This is a genomic window from Allobosea eneae (assembly GCF_042657265.1).
GTDB lineage: Bacteria > Pseudomonadota > Alphaproteobacteria > Rhizobiales > Beijerinckiaceae > Allobosea > Allobosea eneae.
On record NZ_JBHSLW010000011.1, the window covers coordinates 159,104 to 176,727 of the forward strand.

At 68.0% G+C, this 17,624-nt stretch carries 15 protein-coding genes and 1 pseudogene; 9 read left to right on the forward strand and 7 right to left on the reverse strand.

Going from position 1 to position 17,624, the window contains the following annotated elements; genetic code table 11:
- Positions 1-149 precede the first annotated feature (149 nt).
- The 3 genes and pseudogenes from ACFPOB_RS10760 to ACFPOB_RS10770 all read left to right on the forward strand — a co-directional run.
- Positions 150-589 (forward strand): annotated as a pseudogene (locus ACFPOB_RS10760) (hypothetical protein); the annotation flags it as partial.
- A 108-nt stretch (positions 590-697) separates the two neighbouring features.
- Positions 698-1,789, forward strand: coding sequence for an acyl-CoA dehydrogenase family protein (locus tag ACFPOB_RS10765; RefSeq protein ID WP_377798316.1), 1,092 nt, complete (start codon positions 698-700; stop codon positions 1,787-1,789).
- Between the two features lie 161 nt (positions 1,790-1,950).
- Positions 1,951-3,936, forward strand: a complete 1,986-nt coding sequence (locus ACFPOB_RS10770) for a PAS domain-containing protein (RefSeq protein WP_417281756.1) — start codon at positions 1,951-1,953, stop codon at positions 3,934-3,936.
- Positions 3,937-3,942: 6 nt separating this feature from the next.
- Here ACFPOB_RS10770 and msrB read toward each other — a convergent pair whose 3' ends face one another.
- The gene (gene msrB, locus ACFPOB_RS10775; RefSeq protein WP_244543477.1) at positions 3,943-4,374 is read right to left on the reverse strand and encodes a peptide-methionine (R)-S-oxide reductase MsrB; all 432 of its coding nucleotides are present in this window, start codon (positions 4,372-4,374) and stop codon (positions 3,943-3,945) included.
- A 216-nt stretch (positions 4,375-4,590) separates the two neighbouring features.
- Between msrB and ACFPOB_RS10780 the strand changes: the two genes are divergently transcribed.
- From ACFPOB_RS10780 to ACFPOB_RS10790, 3 genes are read left to right on the forward strand one after another with little or no spacing between them, the layout of a single operon-like run.
- On the forward strand, positions 4,591-5,841 hold the full coding sequence (locus ACFPOB_RS10780; RefSeq protein ID WP_377798200.1) for a BtaA family protein: 1,251 nt from the start codon (positions 4,591-4,593) through the stop codon (positions 5,839-5,841).
- Between the two features lie 44 nt (positions 5,842-5,885).
- Positions 5,886-6,503, forward strand: coding sequence for a class I SAM-dependent methyltransferase (locus ACFPOB_RS10785; RefSeq protein ID WP_377798317.1), 618 nt, complete (start codon positions 5,886-5,888; stop codon positions 6,501-6,503).
- 46 nt (positions 6,504-6,549) lie between these two features.
- Positions 6,550-7,350 (forward strand): ion channel, encoded by an 801-nt coding sequence (locus ACFPOB_RS10790; RefSeq protein WP_377798201.1) that lies wholly within the window; start codon positions 6,550-6,552, stop codon positions 7,348-7,350.
- Positions 7,351-7,364: 14 nt separating this feature from the next.
- Here the strand turns inward: ACFPOB_RS10790 and ACFPOB_RS10795 are convergent, their stop codons facing one another.
- Complete coding sequence (locus tag ACFPOB_RS10795) at positions 7,365-7,931, reverse strand: thioesterase family protein (RefSeq protein ID WP_377798202.1); 567 nt, start codon at positions 7,929-7,931, stop codon at positions 7,365-7,367.
- Between the two features lie 152 nt (positions 7,932-8,083).
- On the opposite strand from ACFPOB_RS10795, the gene ACFPOB_RS10800 reads away from it, so the two are divergent.
- Both ACFPOB_RS10800 and ACFPOB_RS10805 read left to right on the forward strand, forming a co-directional pair.
- Positions 8,084-9,523 carry an FAD-binding oxidoreductase gene (locus ACFPOB_RS10800; protein ID WP_377798318.1) on the forward strand — a complete coding sequence of 480 codons (1,440 nt, stop codon included), beginning with the start codon at positions 8,084-8,086 and terminating at the stop codon, positions 9,521-9,523.
- 96 nt (positions 9,524-9,619) lie between these two features.
- Complete coding sequence (locus ACFPOB_RS10805) at positions 9,620-13,318, forward strand: AsmA family protein (protein WP_377798204.1); 3,699 nt, start codon at positions 9,620-9,622, stop codon at positions 13,316-13,318.
- Positions 13,319-13,560: 242 nt separating this feature from the next.
- Here the strand turns inward: ACFPOB_RS10805 and ACFPOB_RS10810 are convergent, their stop codons facing one another.
- Positions 13,561-14,169: a LysE/ArgO family amino acid transporter gene (locus ACFPOB_RS10810; protein WP_377798206.1), complete on the reverse strand. Its 609-nt coding sequence runs from the start codon at positions 14,167-14,169 to the stop codon at positions 13,561-13,563.
- A gap of 93 nt (positions 14,170-14,262) precedes the next feature.
- Between ACFPOB_RS10810 and ACFPOB_RS10815 the strand changes: the two genes are divergently transcribed.
- Positions 14,263-15,171, forward strand: a complete 909-nt coding sequence (locus ACFPOB_RS10815) for a LysR family transcriptional regulator ArgP (protein WP_377798208.1) — start codon at positions 14,263-14,265, stop codon at positions 15,169-15,171.
- On the opposite strand, the gene ACFPOB_RS10820 is transcribed toward ACFPOB_RS10815, so the two are convergent.
- The 4 genes from ACFPOB_RS10820 to ACFPOB_RS10835 are packed head-to-tail and all read right to left on the reverse strand — an operon-like array spanning position 15,155 to position 17,623.
- Entirely contained in the window at positions 15,155-15,397 is a 243-nt protein-coding gene (locus ACFPOB_RS10820) for a ribbon-helix-helix domain-containing protein (RefSeq protein ID WP_377798210.1), read from the reverse strand. The two genes, ACFPOB_RS10815 and ACFPOB_RS10820, sit on opposite strands and share 17 nt — an antisense overlap.
- 10 nt (positions 15,398-15,407) lie before the next feature.
- Positions 15,408-15,608, reverse strand: a complete 201-nt coding sequence (locus tag ACFPOB_RS10825) for a DUF4169 family protein (RefSeq protein ID WP_377798211.1) — start codon at positions 15,606-15,608, stop codon at positions 15,408-15,410.
- A 2-nt stretch (positions 15,609-15,610) separates the two neighbouring features.
- On the reverse strand, positions 15,611-17,005 hold the full coding sequence (gene fumC, locus ACFPOB_RS10830; protein ID WP_377798213.1) for a class II fumarate hydratase: 1,395 nt from the start codon (positions 17,003-17,005) through the stop codon (positions 15,611-15,613).
- A gap of 18 nt (positions 17,006-17,023) precedes the next feature.
- Positions 17,024-17,623 (reverse strand): SspB family protein, encoded by a 600-nt coding sequence (locus ACFPOB_RS10835; RefSeq protein WP_377798215.1) that lies wholly within the window; start codon positions 17,621-17,623, stop codon positions 17,024-17,026.
- Position 17,624: the final 1 nt, after the last annotated feature.

A 17,624-nucleotide genomic window follows, 5' to 3' on the forward strand; every position in this document is an offset into this window, starting at 1 on the left:
CCTCATCCTGAGGAGCGGGCTTCGGCCCGCGTCTCGAAGGATGCTTTAGGAGGTTCGGGAGGCATCTGAAGCATCCTTCGAGACGCCATTTCTGACGAAATGGCTCCTCAGGATGAGGGCTGAGAGAGTCTAGATCGCAGGAGCGACCGATGCCGTCAGCAGGATCAGCGCCGGGGCAGGCCCACCAGGTCACCAACCAGGTGCCGCCGCTGGCCGATTACGACGCCTATGCCGCCGATCCGGTGCTGAGGGCGGCGATCGCGACCTTCGAGGCCGGCTGGGCCGATGAGCGTTTGCACGAGGCCGGGCGGACGGTGGGCGCGGCCGAGACGATCGAGATGGCGCGGCTTGCCAACCGGCACGGGCCGGAACTGCGCAGCCATGACCGCTTCGGCAACCGCATCGACCAGATCGAGTTCCACCCGGCGTGGCACGCGCCATCGGCCAGGAGACGCATGCGCTCGCCTGGAACCGGCCGGGGCCGGGCGCGCAGGTGGCGCGGGCCGCCCTGCAATATCTCTGGTATGGCTGCGAAAGCGGCATCTGCTGCCCGATCTCGATGACCTATTCGGCGATCCCGGTGCTGAAGCAGGACCGGGCGCTCTGGGCGCAATGGGGCGCGCTGATCTCCTCGAAAACTTACGACAAACGCCAGGGGCCCGCCGCAGGCAAGCTAGGGGCGACCGTCGGCATGGCGATGACCGAGACGCAAGGTGGCTCGGACCTGCGCCAGACCCAGACCATCGCCTATGACAATCGCGACGGCACCTATTCGCTGCACGGGAGCAAATGGTTCTTCTCGGTGCCGCATTCCGACGTCTTCCTGACGCTGGCGCGCCATGAGGAGGGCATCTCCTGCTTCGTCGTACCGGGCTGGCGGCCCGAGGGGACACGCAACGGCATCGCGATCCAACGCCTCAAGGACAAATGCGGCAATCGCTCGAACGCCTCCTGCGAGGTCGAATTCCACGGAGCGATCGGCCATATGCTCGGCGATCCCGGCCGGGGGCTGCGCACCGGCCTGTCGATGAACCACAATACCCGGCTCGACATCGCCGCCGCCTCGGCCGGGCTGATGCGGCAGGCGGTGATGCTCGCCGGCCATCACGCCCAGCATCGCACCGCCTTCCAGCGCCTGCTGATCGACCAGCCGATCATGCAGAACGTTCTCGCCGATCTCGCCATCGAGGCGGAGGCGGCGGCCTGGCTCGCCTTCCGGCTCTTCGCCGCGGTCGATCGGCAGGAGCGGTCGGAAAGCGAGAAGCTCTTGGCCCGCATCGGCGCGCCGCTGGCGAAATACTGGGTGGCGAAGCGCACGCCGGCGGTAGTGGTCGAGGCGCTGGAATGCCATGGCGGCAACGGCTTCATCGAGGAGAACCCGATGGCGCGGCATTATCGCGAGGCGCCGCTGAACTCGGTCTGGGAAGGCTCGGGCAACGTCATCTGCCTCGACGTGCTGCGCTCGCTCGAGCGCGAGCCGGGCTCGCTGCAGGCGCTGCGCGCCGAACTGCACGCGGTCTCCGGCCAGGACCGACGCTATGACGCGGCATTACAGGCGCTGGAGAACGATTTGCACGATCTCATCCGGCATGAAGGCCAGGCCCGGCTGCTGACCGAGCGTCTGGCGCTGATGCTGCAGGGTGCGCTGCTGATCCGCCATGCGCCGCATGCGGTGGCGGACGCCTTCGTCGCGACGCGGCTCGGCGGGCACTGGTCCGGGCATTTCGGCGACCTGCCGCTGGCGGTCGATGTGGTGACGCTGGCCAGCAGGGCGGTGCCGGAGGTCTGACGGAGGCGGACAGATCGACCTTTCCTCGATTGCGCCCGCGTGCGAAGGAACCAGCTGCCGCCGCCGCGCATTCTGTCGTGTCGGAGCATTCCTGCCCTGACATTTGCGGAACGATCGACGTGCACAGCGACGCCGGCCTCATCGCCCCCATTCTGACGCAGATGTTCGAGCAGGCGCCGACCTTCATGGCGCTGCTGCGCGGGCCGGAACACCGTTTCGATCTCGCCAATCCGAGCTATCTCAGATTGATCGGCGATCGCGAGGTCGTCGGCCGCACCGTGGCGGAAGCGCTGCCGGACGCCGTTGCGCAGGGTGTCGTGGGCATCCTCGACGACGTCTATCGCACCGGCGTGCCCTTTACCGCGAACGGCGCGCGCTTTGTGATCCAGGCCGAGCCCGGCGGGCCGACGCAGGAGCGCTTCCTCGATTTCGTCTACCAGCCGCTCCGCGACAGCGATGGCAAGGTCAACGCGATCTTCATCGAGGGGGCCGATGTCACCGAGCGAACCCTGGCGGAACGGGCGCGGCGCGAGAGCGAGGCGCTGTACAGGGGTTTGTTCGACGCCATCGATGAAGGATTCTGCATCATCGAGTTCTTCGACGGGCCACATGGCCCGGACAGCGACTATGTCCACATCCAGGCCAATGCCGCCTATGAGCGCCACGCCGGCATCCCTGATGTCGTCGGCCAGAAGCTGCGCGAGATGGTGCCGGACGAGGCGGACGCCTGGGTCGCGCGCTATGGGGCGGTGCTGCGCACCGGCGAGCCGATCCGCTTCCAGCAGGAGCTCGTCGCGACCAGCCGTTACCTCGATCTTGCCGCAGTCCGGATCGATCCGCCGAGCCGCAGGCAGGTCGCTGTCATCTTCCAGGACATCACCGCCCGCCGCAAAGCCGAGATCGCATTGGCCGAGCTCAATGCGACGCTGGAGCAGGAAGTCGAAAAGCGCTCGGCCGAACTGATGAAGGCCGAAGAGGCTCTGCGCCAGAGCCAGAAAATGGAGGCCGTCGGCCAGCTCACCGGGGGCATCGCCCACGACTTCAACAACATTCTCGCCGGCATCGGTGGCAGCCTCGAAATGGCCCAGGCGCGGATCGCGCAGGGCCGGATCGCGGACGTCGAGCGTTTCCTGACAGGCGCAAAAAGCGCGGTCCGGCGGGCCGCCAGCCTGACCGAGCGGCTACTCGCCTTTTCACGGCGCCAGACGCTCGACCCCAGGCCGGTCAATGTGAATACGCTGGTCAACGGCATGCTCGATTTGATCGCGCGCAGCGTCGGCCCGACGATCGCGATTGAGGCGGTCGGCGCCGCGGGCCTATGGACAGTGTTCGCAGATGCCGGCCAGCTCGAGAACGCGCTGCTCAATCTCTGCATCAATTCGCGCGACGCCATGCCGGATGGGGGCCGGCTGACGATCGAGACCTCCAATCGCTGGATGGACGAGCGGGCGGCAAAGGCGCGAGACCTGAAGCCGGGTCAGTACGTCTCGCTCTGCGTCTCCGACACCGGTACGGGCATGGCGGCGGAGGTGGTCGAGCGCGCCTTCGATCCGTTCTTCACGACCAAGCCGATCGGGCAAGGCACCGGACTTGGCCTATCAATGGTTTACGGCTTCGCCGGCCAGTCGGGCGGTGCGGCACGGATCTATTCGGAGCCCGGCAAGGGCACGATGATCTGCATCTATCTGCCGCGCCATATGGGCAAGGTCGTCGAAGCCGGCGAAGCCACCACGGATTCCGTAGTGCCCGCGCCGGCGGCCGGCGGAGAAACCATCCTGGTCGTCGACGACGAGCCTTTGGTCAGAATGCTCGTCGTCGAGCAGCTTGAAGAGCTGGGCTACGCCGTGATCGAGGCGGATGAAGGTCCTTCGGCGATGAGGATCATCGACAGCAAGCAGCCAATCGATCTGCTCGTGACCGATGTCGGGCTGCCGAGGGGCATGAACGGCCGCCAGCTCGCCGACGCGGCGCGCCAGCGCCGTCCCGGCCTCGAAGTGCTGTTCGTCACCGGCTATGCCGAGAACGCGGTGCTCAACCATGGCCATCTCGAACCGGGCATGCACATCATGACCAAGCCGTTCGAGATGGAGATCTTCGCGCAGCGTGTCCGGGACTTGATCGACAGGCGCAGGGAGGCGAAGCGCTGATGCCCGTCAGACGTCCGGCGCGAAATCCATCGCCACGCCGTTGATGCAGTAGCGCAGGCCGGTCGGCGGCGGGCCGTCGGGGAAGACGTGGCCGAGATGGCCGCCGCAATTGGCGCAATGCACCTCGACCCGGTGCATGCCGTAGCTATAGTCCTCGCTCTCCTCGACCGCGCCCTCCAGCGGCTGGTCGAAGCTCGGCCAGCCGGTGCCGCTCTCGAACTTCTTGTGCGACTTGAACAGAGGCTGGCCGCAGCCGACGCAAGAGAAGGTGCCGGCGCGCTTCTCGAAATTCAGCGCGCAGGAGCCAGCCCGCTCGGTGCCGTGGCCGCGCAGCACCTGGTACTGCTCCGGCGTCAGCTTCCGGCGCCATTCGGCGTCGCTGAGCTGGAAGGGGAATTCACGCTCTGCCGGCTTTCCCGTTTTGGCGAACATGTCCATCAGGCCCATGCGAGGCTCCTTTCCGTGCGCTCTTGTTCGATTGTCGCGCGTGATATGGGGATTTGTCTTCCTGATTTCAGCCCTCCGCAACATGGCGTGCTTCACGTTCGTGTTCGGCAATGATCGCTCGCTTCTCCGGCTGCCCGCCGCGTCACCCAACCGTCACGCGACTCCTCTAGTCGGCTCGCCATCGCAATGGGCGGAAACGAGGCTCTCGTGACGCAGACGATCCGCGCGGTGAAGCGCACGACGAATCTCGGCCTCAACACCGCCGTCCATCGCAGCAAGCCCCTGTCGCGCGCCGGCGTGCTGGAGCGGATGTTCACGCTCGCCTTCTCCGGGCTGGTCTATCCTCAGATCTGGGAGGACCCGGTCGTCGACATGGCGGCGCTAGCGCTGCAGCCCAGCGACCACCTCGTCGCGATCGCCTCCGGGTCCTGCAACATCCTGTCCTATCTCACCGCTGACCCGGCGAAGATCAGCGCGATCGACCTCAACGGCACCCATATCGGGCTGGGCCATCTCAAGCTCGCCGCGCTTGCCGAGATCGACGATCACGCGGTCTTCCGCCGCTTCTTCGGGCAGGCGCAGTCGAAGGCCAATGTCGAGACCTATGACCGCCTGATCGCGCCGCGGCTCGATGCCGTCAGCCGCGCCTATTGGGAGGGCCGCAACCTTGCCGGCCGCCGTCGCATCGAGGTCTTCGCCCGCAACTTCTACCGCTACGGCCTGCTCGGCCGCTTCATCGGCACCGGGCATTTCGTAGCCCGCCGGCTCGGCTTCGACCCCAGAGTGATGCTGGAAGCCAAGACGATGGAGGAGCAGCGGGCGCTGTTCGACCGGCATCTGGCGCCGGTCTTCGACAAGAAGCTGGTGCGCTGGCTGGTCCGCCAGCCGGCCTCGCTCTACGGCCTCGGGATCCCGCCGGCACAGTACAAGGCGCTCGCCGCCGACGGCGATGCCGGCATCCGCGCCGTGCTGCGCCACCGGCTGGAGCGGCTCGCCTGCGGCTTCGACCTCAAGACCAACTATTTCGCCTGGCAGGCCTTCGGCCGCGGCTATGGTCCGGAGCCGGATGCTGCGGTGCCGCCCTATCTGGAACGCGGCCATTTCGAGGCGGTGAAGGCGCGCGCCGGGCGCGTCTCCTACCATCAGAGCGCGATCACCGCCTTCCTCGAGAAGCAGCCGGCCGAGAGCTGCAATGGCTTCGTGCTGCTCGATGCGCAGGACTGGATGAACGATGCCGATCTGACGGCCTTGTGGGCGCAGATCACCCGCAGTGCCGCGCCCGGCGCCCGGGTGATCTTCCGCACCGCCGCCGACGAGCGCCTGCTGCCGGGCCGCGTGCCGGAGGCGATCCTGTCGCAATGGCAGTACCAGGAGGAGCGCAGCCGCGAGCTCGGGGCGCGTGATCGCTCCTCGATCTACGGCGCCTTCCACCTCTATGTCCGTGGAGCGGCTGCGTGAGCGCGGCGGAGGGCAGGGCGGATGCCGCCGGCCTGATGGACCGGATGTACCGCTTCCAGCGGCACATCTATGATGCGACCCGCAAATTCTACCTGCTTGGCCGCGACGGGCTGATTGCCGAGCTGAAGCCGCCGCCGGGCGGGGCAGTGCTCGAGGTCGGCTGTGGCACGGGCCGGAATCTGATCAAGATCGCGCAGGCTTATCCGCACGCACGCTGCTACGGCCTCGACGTTTCCGAGCAGATGCTGCGCACCGCCCGCGAGCAGGTGGCGAAGGCGGGGCTGTCCGAGCGGATCGTCCTGGCGCAGGCGGATGCGACGGATTTCGATTCGCAGGCACTATTCGGCCGCGCCGGCTTCGAGCGAGTGGTGATTTCCTATGCGCTCTCGATGATCCCGCCCTGGCGCGAGGCGCTGGCACAGGGGCTCGCCGTCGTTGCACCGGGCGGCGCGCTGCACATCGTCGATTTCGGCGACCAGGCGCATCTGCCGGGGCCGTTCAGAGCGGTGCTGAATCGCTGGCTGGCGCTGTTCCATGTCACGCCGCGCCGGGATCTCGATGCAGTCGTGACCGATCTCTGCGCCGAGACCGGGACGATCGGCAGCACGACTCGGCTGTTCGGCGGTTACAGCGTGCAGGCGGTCGCGATCCGGCCGGCTTGAGCGCCAGGACTGGACGCGGTCGCTGCTGCGCTGCTACGCCAGCACCATGAGCGCCGCCGCCGATCCCGACGACAGCAGCATTGGACGATCCGGGCTGCGCGACCGCCTGCGCCAACTCTATCACGGCCGCACCCCGGCGGCGCTGCGCTTCCAGTTCGCGACGCTGATCGTCGATCTTCTGATCATCGGCTTCTTCGTCGCGACGCCGATGCTGCGCGACCGGCCGGAGTTCCTCTGGCTCGACTATGCCGTCGCGATCATCGTCGCGGCCGAGATCGCGGCGCGCTTCCTGGCCTCCTCGAATATGCTGCGGCTGCTGCGCCAGCCGACCATGCTGCTCGACCTCTTCATCCTGGCGACGCTGCTGGCGCCGCAATGGCTGGAGAATTTCGGCTTCCTGCGCATCTTAAGGCTCTGGTCGCTGTCGCAGCGCGGCCAGCTCTGGACCTATCTGCGGCAGACGCGCTATCGCGACTGGGAGGATGTGGCGCGGGCCCTGATCAACCTCGCGACCTTCCTCTTCGTCGTCACCGGCTTCGTCTACACCTTCTTTTTCATGAACCGGTCGGGGCTGGAGGGCTATGTCGAGGCGCTCTATTTCACCGTCACCACGGTGACGACGACCGGCTTCGGCGACATCACCTTGCCGGGCATCGCTGGCAAGCTGACCTCGATCGTGGTGATGATCACCGGCATCTCGCTGTTCGTGCGCCTGGCGCAGGCGCTGTTCCGGCCGCACAAGGTGACATTTTCCTGCCCGGAATGCGCCTTGCAGCGCCATGAGCCCGACGCCGTGCACTGCAAGGCCTGCGGCCACCGGCTGAAGATCCCGGACGGCGACGATTAGCTCCGATTCCGGAGCTAATGCCGCGTCTCCGTCTCGCGTTCCGCTTCCGGCGCCGGCTCGCCGAGGGTGATCGCGCTCTTCTGCGGCATGCCGATCATCCGGCCGACCGTGGCCGGACGCGGCATCTGCGCATGCGCCGCCTTCATGATCGCGAGGTTGGCGAGGATGTCGGGCGGGAAGGGCGTCACCCTGCGATCATTCATGTCGACGTGCAGCGATAGGTTCTCGGAGGTCGCCGCGAGCCAGCCTTCGCTGGCATGGCGCATCTCGAGATAGTAGTGCAGGCGCTTGTCGTCGAAGGCGATGAGTTGCGCGGTGACCCGCACGAGATCGCCCTCCGTCAGTTCGCGCTTATAGAGCACATGGCATTCGGCAGAGAAGAACGAGGCGTGCCGGCTGTCGACATAGTCCTGGTTGAGGCCGACCAGCGAGAAAACCTCGTCGACCGCGCGGTCGAACAGGACATGGTAATAGGCCATGTTGAGATGGCCGTTATAGTCGATCCAATGCGGCTCGACCCGCATGGGGGACGAGACGAAGGGAGCAAAAAACAAAGCGGGCGTGCGAATTTCGTCCGGCATCGGCTCCTCCTTTCGGTCCGTCTGTCGTCGATGCGTAGGCGGCTCTGCACCGCCGGCTCTTGCCGGCGCGGTCGCGGCGCGTGAAAACAACACGAGCCGCTGCTCTCAAGGCCGAACCATTCCAGACTAGGCGAAGTTCTCCAGCCATGACAATGCCTTCTACAGCTTCCGTGCCTCAAGCCACACCTGCTCCTGCTGCAGAGCAGCCGCCATCGCCGCAGGCCGTTTCCGCGCTGACGCAGGCGCTGGCGGCGCTGTTCGGCAACCGGCTCGTCACCAGCCTCGCGGTCCGGCAGCAGCACGGCCATACCCTGACCTGGATCCCGAACCAGCCGCCGGATGCGGTGGTCTATCCTGAGAGCACCGAAGAGGTGGCCTCCATTGTCAAATTGTGCGCCAAGCACGGGGTTCCCGCCATCGCTTTCGGCACCGGCACCTCGCTGGAGGGCCATGTCAACGCGCCGTTCGGCGGCGTCTGCATCGACATGTCGCAGATGAAGCGGGTCGTCGCGGTCCATGCCGAGGATCTCGACTGCACCGTCGAGCCCGGCATTACCCGCAAGGAGCTCAACGAGCACCTGCGTGACCAGGGCCTGTTCTTCCCGATCGATCCTGGCGCCGATGCCTCGATCGGCGGCATGGCGGCGACGCGCGCCTCCGGAACCAACGCCGTGCGCTACGGCACGATGAAGGACAATGTCATCGCGCTGACCGCCGTCATGGCCGACGGCTCGATCGTCAAGACGGCGAGCCGCGCCCGCAAATCCTCGGCCGGCTACGATCTCACCCGCCTGCTCGTCGGCTCGGAAGGCACGCTCGGCATCATCACCGAGGTGACGCTGAAGCTGCATGGAATCCCTGAGGCGATGTCGGCCGGCGTCTGCCCGTTCCCCTCGGTGAAAGCGGCGTGCGATGCGACCATCATGACGATCCAGTCCGGCCTGCCGGTGGCGCGGATCGAGCTGGTCGACGATGTGATGATGCGCGGCGTCAACCTGCATTCCAAGCTCGGCCTGCCGGAGACGACGATGCTGTTCGTCGAGTTCCACGGCTCGGAGGAGGGCGTGGAGGAGCAGGCCGAGCGCTTCGGCGAGATCGCGGCCGAATTCGGCGGCGGGCCGTTCGACTGGGCGACCAAACCGGAGGATCGCACGAAGCTGTGGCAGGCGCGACACGACGCCTATTGGGCGGCCCGTGCCCTGCGGCCGGGTGCGGAATCGGTCGCGACCGATGTCTGCGTGCCGATCTCGCGGCTGGCAGAATGCGTCGACGAGACCAAGCGCGACATCGAGGCGTCCGGGCTGATCGCGCCGATCGTCGGCCATGTCGGCGACGGCAATTTCCATACCCAGCCGCTGGTCGCTCTCAACGATCCCGACGAGTTGGCGCGCTGCGAGGCCTTCATCGACCGGCTGGTCAAGCGAGCGCTCGCCATGGAGGGGACCTGCACCGGCGAGCACGGCGTCGGCCAGAAGAAGATGAAGTACCTCACCATCGAGCACAGCCCGGCTGCGCTCGCCACGATGCGATTGATCAAGCGCGCGCTCGACCCGCAGAACATCCTCAATCCCGGCAAGATCATAGCCTTGTGACAGTCCGAACGGGGATCATTCGCAAGAATGTCGTGATCCTGCCGCGACTTGCGTGCATGATTGCGCCGTTGAGATTTCGAGGATCGATGCAAGAGCGTGCGTGAGGCCCTGACCTTTCTGGCCGGGCTGCTCGTCGCGGCGTTGCTGGCCGCGTTGCTGGGGCCGGGCTTCGTCGACTGGCGCGAGTACAGGCCCCAATTCGAGCAGCGCATCAGCGCCGCGCTCGGCGTGGAGACGCGCGTCGCCGGCGCGATCGGGTTGCGGCTGCTGCCGTCGCCGCGATTGACGCTGGCTGATGTTCGTCTCGGCTCCAGCGAGAATGGGGCGAGCAGCGCCAGCATCGAAAAACTGACGGCCGAGCTCGCGCTGGCGCCGCTGGCACGCGGCGAGTTCAGGCTGGTCGAGGCCGAGGCCGACGGGCTGACGCTCAACCTTACCGCCGACGAAACTGGCGCCATCGCCCTGCCGGCCCGCCAAGGCGCCGGTCTTCCAAGCGAGACGGCGATCGACTGGCTGGCGATCCGGCGCTCGGCCGTGATCTGGCGCGAGCCTGGCAAGGCGGCGCAGACGCTGGCACCGATCTCGGTCGACGTCTCGGCCCTCGCCCTGCACGGCCCCTGGCGTGTCGAGGGCGAGATCGCCGGCTCGTCCCTGCGCTTCGCCACCGGCGCGATCGAGGCGGACGGGCGGCTGCGGACGAAGAGCTCGGTCACCGGCGAACAGGCGCAGTTCAGCTTCGATGGCTCTCTGATTCTAGCCGGCGCGGACGGGCGCGTCCGGCCAGGGCTGGAAGGCAGCTTCACCATCGCGCCCGGCGGCGCCGTCAGCCTGGCGGGGCGAGTCAGCGGCGACAGCCGGCGCCTCGATTTCTCCGGCCTCGCCGTCGAGATCGCCGGCGGCGCGGCGCGGCTGGAGGGCGAGGGCTCGTTCAACCCGGCCGACAGCTCAGGCAGCGTCCAGCTCAAGGCGCGCCGGCTCGATGCTGATGCGCTGAGCGAGGCTCTGGCCCAGCGGCCGGGCTATCAGCACGCGCTGCGGGCGCTGCCAGGGCCAGTTGATCTCTCGCTGGAGCTCGACCAGATCGTCTGGCGCGGCGAGGACTTCAGCGGCTTTGCCTTGCGCGGCAAGCTCGATGGCGATGGGATCGAGGCGGGCAGCGCCACGGTCAGGATCGCCAACGCCGTGCTCGATGCCCGCGGTGCGCTCGACCGCCAGGGCTTTCGCGGCACGGTCGAGGCGAAAGCGCCCGATGCGCGCCGGACGGCGCTGGCGCTGGCGCGGCTCGGCGTCGAGGCGGGGCTGGCCGACAGCTTCGCCGCCCTGCGTAGCGTCGACGGGACGGCGACGCTGGACTGGAGCGGCGAGCGCCTCGCGATCACCCACATGAGCGCGCGGGCCGGCTCCGGGCCGCGGCTCGACGGGTCCGGGGCGATCACGCCCGGCCGGCTCGATGCCAAGCTGACGGTGAGCGGGCTCGACCTCTCGACCCTGCCGGCCGGCGACAGCCTCAACGCGCTCGCCGGGCGGCGCGATCTTTCGCTGGATCTGACACTGAACGGGTTGCGCTACCTTTCGACACCACCGGGCTCGGCCCGGCTCGCGCTGACCCGGCAGGGCAGCGACTGGCGCCTCAGCCGTCTCGCGGTCGATGGCTTCGGCGGCGTCAAGGTCGAGGGCGAAGGCGCGTTGCTGCCGGGCGGCGGCGAGATCGCCGGGCGGGTGCGCGCGCCGCGCTTCGCCGCGCTGACGGCTTTGGCCGGCCCGCTGCTGCCGGAAGGCTTCCGGCGCGTGCTGCCGCGGATCGAGGACGGGCTCGCCGGGATCGACGCCAGCTTCAGGCTTGCGCGCGCGCCCAATGGCGAGACCAGCGTCGTGGCGGATGGATCGGCCCAGGCCGGGCGGCTCTCGCTCAACGGCAAATTCGACGCTGCCGGACAGTGGAGCGGCGGCGATGTGAAGCTCTCGCTCGACGACCGCCGCCGCGCCTTCGCCGCCTTCGGCCTGCCGCGCCCGGCGCGAGGCGGGTCGGGCGAGCTTTCGCTTGGCTTCGGGCCGAACGGGCCGGTCGGCTCGCTCGCCGGGCCTGGGCTGATGCTCGTTCTGGAGAGTGCCGAGGGCGGGGCGCGGCTCAGCCTGCAGGCCGACGGGCCGGATCAGGTCCTGCCTGACGGGCTGGCGCGGCTGGTTCCGGACGGGGTGCTCGACGCTTCCGGGCGCGTCTCATTCGGTGATGAGGCGCGGCTCGACGATCTCGTCGTCAATGCCGGCGGCAAGGCGGCGCGCGGCGCGGTCAGCTTCTCGGCCGAGAACGGGATCGGCGGGCGGCTCGATCTGCCCTATCTCGCTTTGCAGCCCGCGCTCACGGCGATACTGGGCCAGGCGCAGCCGGTCGCCGGCAGCCAGTGGTCGCCGAGCCGTTTCCAGGGCGCGACAGCGCTCGGCGAGATGAAGCTGGCTCTGTCCGCCGAGCGGCTCGACCTCACCGACCGCATTGCCTTGACCAAGGCGCGGCTCGACCTGGCGGCGGGGCCGGATGGGCTCGTCCTCGACAATATCCGCGGCAGCCATGCCGGTGGCGAGGTCAGCGGGCGGCTCACGGCGCGGCGCGAAGGCGGCTTGGCGCAGATCACCGGCAGGCTCGGCCTCGCCGGGCTCGACCTTGCCACACTGACCAAGGGAGCGCTGACCGGCAAGCTGTCGGGGAGCTTCGAGGCCGGCGGCTCGGGCGAGAGCCCGGCACGGCTGATCGCGGCGCTCGGTGGCGCCGGCTCGATCAGCGTTGCGGGCGCCGGCATGGCGCGCTTCGATCCGGCGGCGATCTCCAAGGTGATCGCCGCGACGGGCGATGACGCCTCCGAAAGCGAGACCGGGCGCCTGCAGGACCGGATCGGCGAGGCGCTGGAGAAGGCGAGCTGGCCACTCGGCGATGTGACCATTCCCTTCACCCAGGCGGCCGGGGTTCTGAGGGTCTCGCCGGTCTCGATCGAGCGTGCGGGCCTCAGGGCCGATGCGACGGGCCTGGTCGACTGGCGTGCGATGACCACCGATCTGCGCCTCAATCTCCGCCCGCTCGGTGCGGCGCCGAAGGGCTGGCCGGAGCAGTTGCCGCAGGTCGGCGTCGCCTGGCGTGGGCCGCTCGATGCGCCGCGGCGCGAGACCGATGTCGGCGCACTGTCTAATGTCGTGGCAGCGCGGGCGCTGGCGCGCGAGATCGAGCGGGTCGAGGCGTTCGAGGCGGATCAGCGCGAGCGGGCGATGCATATCCGCCGCCTGCGGGCCGAGCGCGAGCTGCGCGAGAACGAGCGCAAGCTCGGCGAATTCCTGAAGGCGGAGGAGGAGCGCCGTATCGCCGAGGAGAAGCGGGCGGAGGAGGCGCGCAAGGCCGAGGAGGCCAGGCTGGCCGAAGAAGCTCGCAAGGCCGAGATCGCCCGCCGCGCCGAGGAAGCGAGGCTAGCCGAAGAGGCCCGCAGGGCCGAGATCGCACGGCGCGCCGAAGAGGCGAGGCAGGCCGAGGAGGCACGCCGAGCCGAGATCGCGAAGCGCCAGGAAGAACTGCGAAAGGCCGAGGACGAGCGGCGCAAAGCCGAAGCCGAGGAGCGCGCACGACAAGCCGCGATCCGGGCCGCGATCGAGGGTCGGCCCGGGCCGATGATCCTGCAGGGCGCGCCGCCTTCCTATATCCCCGGCGATCCGCCGGGCTATGGCAGGCCGCGCGGCGAAGCGCCGCCTCTGCCGCCGCCGCTCGACATCCAGTCGGTGCCGCGGCCTTTGTCGCGCTCGCCGCTGCAGAACTGATTCAAAGCGCTGGGAAATTGATTCAAGCGGGTGCGGGGTTGATTCAGCGTTTGCTCGCAAGCTGCTGAGATGACAAGTTGGTTTGCTTGACGCTTATGCGGCCACTCCACGTGAGCCCTCATCCTGAGGAGCCGCGCAGCGGCGTCTCGAAGGATGTTTCAGGAGCCTCCGGAACCAGCTCGAGCATCCTTCGAGACGCAGTCTTTGGCTGCTCCTCAGGATGAGGGCTTTAGGTCGGGCTCTCAATCGCCCCGCAGCAGCTTGAAGGCGATCGCCCACATGGTGGCGGCGACGATGCCGTCGAGGATGCGCCAGGATCTGGGGTCGGCGAAGAGCGGGCGTAGCCAGCGGGCACCATAGCCGAGCCCGAAGAAGAACAGGAAGGACGCGGTCATGGCGCCGGCGGCGAAGACCAGTTCCTGCCCGGGGAACTGGCTGGCGATGCTGCCGATCAGCAGCACGGTGTCGAGATAGACATGCGGGTTCAGCCAGGTCAGTGCGGCGCAGGTGACGAGGCTGGCGGAAAGGGTTGCGCTACCGGCGGTGCCGACCGCGAGCGCCTCGGAGGAACGCACGGCCGAGAGCAGGCTGCGCGCGCCATACCAGATCAGGAAAGCGGCGCCGCCATAGCGCAGGGCCGGCTCCAGCATCGGCAGCATCGCCGTCGCCTGTTTCAAGCCGACGACGCCGGCGAAGATCAGGACCGCATCCGACAAGGCGCAGGTGAGGCAGACCGCGAAGACATGCTCGTTGCGCAGGCCCTGCCGCAGCACGAAGCTGTTCTGGGCGCCGATGGCGACGATCAGGCTGAGGCCCATGGTGAAGCCGGTGACGTAGACGGAGAAGGGCATGTGCGGCGATCCAGTCTCTGCCGTCCCGCCTAGCCGCATGGCGCGCCTTAGTGCAGTTAAACATCGTTGTTCTGATTAAGCTGACCTAATGTTGTGCTCGATTATCCCGCCCTGCAGGCCGTCTCGCTCGTTGTCAGAACCGGCAGCTTCGACAAGGCGGCGCAGGCGCTGAACGTCACGCCGTCGGCCGTCTCGCAGCGGGTCAAGCAGCTCGAGGAGCGGCTTGGCACGGTGCTGATCTTCAGGGGCCAGCCCTGTACCGCGACCGAGCGCGGCGAATGGCTGTGCCGCCATATGGAGCAGGTCGGCTTGCTCGAGGGCGAGCTGATGACCCGGCTGCCGGCGCTTGCCGAGCCGGGACAGCCGCAGCAGCGCGTCACGCTGCGGGTCGCCGCCAATGCCGACAGTCTCGGAACCTGGTTTCTGGGCGCGGTCGCCGCGTTCACGAACCGGAGTCCGCACCTCCTCGACATCGCCGTCGACGATCAGGAGCACACCGCCGACTGGCTGCGGCAGGGACGGGTGCTCGCCGCCGTCACGGCGTTGGACAAGCCGATCCAGGGCTGCCGGGTGATTCCGCTCGGCTCGCTGCGCTATCTCGCGACGGCAAGCCCGGCGTTCATGGCGCGCCATTTTGCCGACGGGGTGACATTGGCCGCGCTGGCGCAGGCACCCTCGCTGGTCTTCAATCAGAAGGATCGCCTGCAGAGCCAGTGGATGGAGCTCGCATTCGGCGAAAGCCCGAGTCATCCCGTGCATTGGGTGCCGTCGACGCAGGGCTTCGTCGAGTCGTGCCTGCTCGGCATCGGCTGGAGCGCCAATCCGGAACTGCTGGTGCGGGAGCATCTCGATGCCGGCCGGCTCTGCGAGCTGATGCCCGGAACGGTGCTCGAGACGCCGCTGTTCTGGCAGGTCAACCGGGTCGCGGCCGACAGGCTGGCCGATCTGACGCGCGCCGTGGTCGAAACGGCGCGGCGACTGCTGCTCAGTCCGCGGGTGTGACCTTCGCAGGCTCGGGGCGCCCGCGATAATGCGCCAGCACCCGCAGACGCAGAGCCGAGGAGAGGTTGAGTTCGCCCCGGCTGGAATCGACCTCCACCACCAGGCTGGCGACAGGCCGTTTTTCGGCGGCCGCGATCTCCTTCAGCGCGTCCCAGAACGGCTCCTCGAGCGAGACGCTGGTGCGGTGGCCGGCGATGGCGAGCGAGCGCTTGCGCAGGCCGCTCATGGTCTGCCGCTCACGCCTTGTCCTCGCCGCCGGGATCGTCGGAGAGGCGATGGCCTTCGAGGCGCCGCTCGGCCAGCGTCTTCTCCGCCTCGGCCAGCTTGCGCTCGGCCTTGGTCCGGCCGAACGCGATCCGGTTCTGCTCGGCCTGCGCCTCGGCGCTCGCCCGGTCACGGGCCTTGCGGGCGCGGCGGAGATTGACGATCTCGGCCATGATCAGCCCGGGCTGAGCATGTCTTCGGCGAGGACGGTCTTGTCGAAGAGCTCACCGTCGACACCGGCCTTCAGCGCTTCCTCGCGCAGAGTCGTGCCGTTGTGATGGGCCGCCTTGGCGATGCTTGCCGCCTTGTCGTAGCCGATCGCGGGGGCGAGCGCCGTCACCAGCATCAGCGAGCGCGAGAGCAATTCGGCGAGACGCTCGCGATTGGGCTCGATGCCCTCGACGCAATTGGTGCGGAAGCTGTCGACGGCGTCTGCAAGGAGCCGCGCGGACTGGAGGAAAGCCTGCGCGATCACCGGTTTGAAGACGTTGAGCTCGAAATGGCCCTGGCTGGCGGCAAAGGTAACGGTTGCCTGGTTGCCGTGCACGCGGGTTGCGACCATGGTCAGCGCCTCGGCCTGGGTCGGGTTGACCTTGCCCGGCATGATCGAGGAGCCCGGCTCGTTCTCGGGCAGGCTGATCTCGCCGAGGCCGGAGCGCGGGCCCGAACCCATCAAGCGGATGTCGTTGGCGATCTTGAACAGATCCATGGCGAGCGCGGTCAGCGCGCCATGGCTGTAGGAGATGGCGCCATGGCTGGCGAGCGCCTCGAACAGGTTGTCGGCGGTGCGGAAGGGCAGGCCGGTCAGCCTGGCGACCTCGGCCGAGAACGCCTTGGCGAAGTCGGGATGGGCGTTGAGGCCGGTGCCGACCGCGGTTCCGCCCTGGGCGAGCGCCAGCAATCCGGGCAGGGTCTGTTCGATCCGGGCCATGCCGAGCTCGATCTGCGCGACATAGCCGGAGAATTCCTGGCCGAGCGTGACCGGGGTCGCGTCCTGCAGATGGGTGCGGCCGATCTTGACGAGGTCCTTGAAGGTCTCGGCCTTGGCGGCGAAGGCATCCTTCAGCCGGCCCAGCGCCGGCAGCAACTCGTTGGAGACGGCGAGCGCGGCGGCGATATGGATCGCGGTCGGGAAGCTGTCGTTCGAGGACTGGCCCTTGTTGACGTGATCGTTGGCGTGGACCGGGCTTTTCTTGCCGAGGCCGGCGCCCAAAATCTCGTTGGCGCGGTTGGCCAGCACCTCGTTGACGTTCATGTTCGACTGGGTGCCGGAGCCGGTCTGCCAGACGACGAGCGGGAAATGCTCGTCGAACTTGCCGGAAAGTGCCTCGTCGGCGGCCTGGACGATCGCGGTCTCGACCTTGTCGTCGAGCAGGCCGAGCCTGGCATTGACGGTGGCGGCGGCCTTCTTGACCAGGATCAGCGCATGTACCAGCGGCAGCGGCATCCGCTCGGCCGGGCCGCCGATCTTGAAGTTCTGCAGAGAACGCTGCGTCTGCGCCGCCCAGTAGCGGTCATTGGCGACGTCGATCGGACCGAAGGAATCGGTCTCGCTGCGATAACCGGTCATGATGGAAGTCCTTGGGTCTCAGGTCTTCTTGCGGAAGGCGTCGAGGCTGACGACCTGGGCGCCGCCATCCTCCTCGGTCTCGGGCCTGGCCACGACATCCGCTTCGGCTGCTTCCTTCTTCGCGCTCGCCGGCAGCGCCTTCTGCGCCGGCTTGGGCGGAAGGGCGAGGGGCGCGGCCGGCGCGACGCTGGGCTCGGAGGCGGCGCCGCGCGGCGCCTTCGCCGGGGCGGCGGGCTCGCTCGCCTGCGTTTCGCCGGCGGCGTCCTGCGTCTCGAACTTCAGGCCGAACTGGACCGACGGGTCGAAGAAGGTGGTGATCGCGTCATAGGGGATCAGCAGCCGTTCCGGCACGCCGGAGAAGGAGAGCCCGACCTCGAAGGCATGGTCGCTGACGTTGAGATCCCAGAACTGGTGCTGGAGCACGATCGTCATCTCGTCCGGATGCTTCTCGCGCAGGCGCTGCGACAGGCGCACGCCCGGCGCAGTGGTCCGGAAGGTGATGTAGAAATGATGCTCGCCCGGGAGCCCGTCACGGCCCGCCTCGGCCAGGATCTTGCGGACCACGCCCTTGAGCGCGTCCTGCACCATCAGGTCGTAGCGGAGAATATCCTTGGTCATC

Bases quoted from the DNA above. Each gene is read 5' to 3' on its own strand.
- ACFPOB_RS10810 (WP_377798206.1), bottom strand. From the start codon at position 14,169: ATGCCCTTCTCCGTCTACGTCACCGGCTTCACCATGGGCCTCAGCCTG.
- ACFPOB_RS10765 (WP_377798316.1), top strand. From the start codon at position 698: ATGACCGAGACGCAAGGTGGCTCGGACCTGCGCCAGACCCAGACCATC.
- ACFPOB_RS10835 (WP_377798215.1), bottom strand. From the start codon at position 17,623: ATGACCAAGGATATTCTCCGCTACGACCTGATGGTGCAGGACGCGCTC.
- ACFPOB_RS10825 (WP_377798211.1), bottom strand. From the start codon at position 15,608: ATGGCCGAGATCGTCAATCTCCGCCGCGCCCGCAAGGCCCGTGACCGG.
- msrB (WP_244543477.1), bottom strand. From the start codon at position 4,374: ATGGACATGTTCGCCAAAACGGGAAAGCCGGCAGAGCGTGAATTCCCC.
- ACFPOB_RS10800 (WP_377798318.1), top strand. From the start codon at position 8,084: ATGCCTTCTACAGCTTCCGTGCCTCAAGCCACACCTGCTCCTGCTGCA.
- ACFPOB_RS10790 (WP_377798201.1), top strand. From the start codon at position 6,550: ATGAGCGCCGCCGCCGATCCCGACGACAGCAGCATTGGACGATCCGGG.
- ACFPOB_RS10770 (WP_417281756.1), top strand. From the start codon at position 1,951: ATGTTCGAGCAGGCGCCGACCTTCATGGCGCTGCTGCGCGGGCCGGAA.
- ACFPOB_RS10785 (WP_377798317.1), top strand. From the start codon at position 5,886: ATGTACCGCTTCCAGCGGCACATCTATGATGCGACCCGCAAATTCTAC.
- ACFPOB_RS10820 (WP_377798210.1), bottom strand. From the start codon at position 15,397: ATGAGCGGCCTGCGCAAGCGCTCGCTCGCCATCGCCGGCCACCGCACC.
- fumC (WP_377798213.1), bottom strand. From the start codon at position 17,005: ATGACCGGTTATCGCAGCGAGACCGATTCCTTCGGTCCGATCGACGTC.
- ACFPOB_RS10795 (WP_377798202.1), bottom strand. From the start codon at position 7,931: ATGCCGGACGAAATTCGCACGCCCGCTTTGTTTTTTGCTCCCTTCGTC.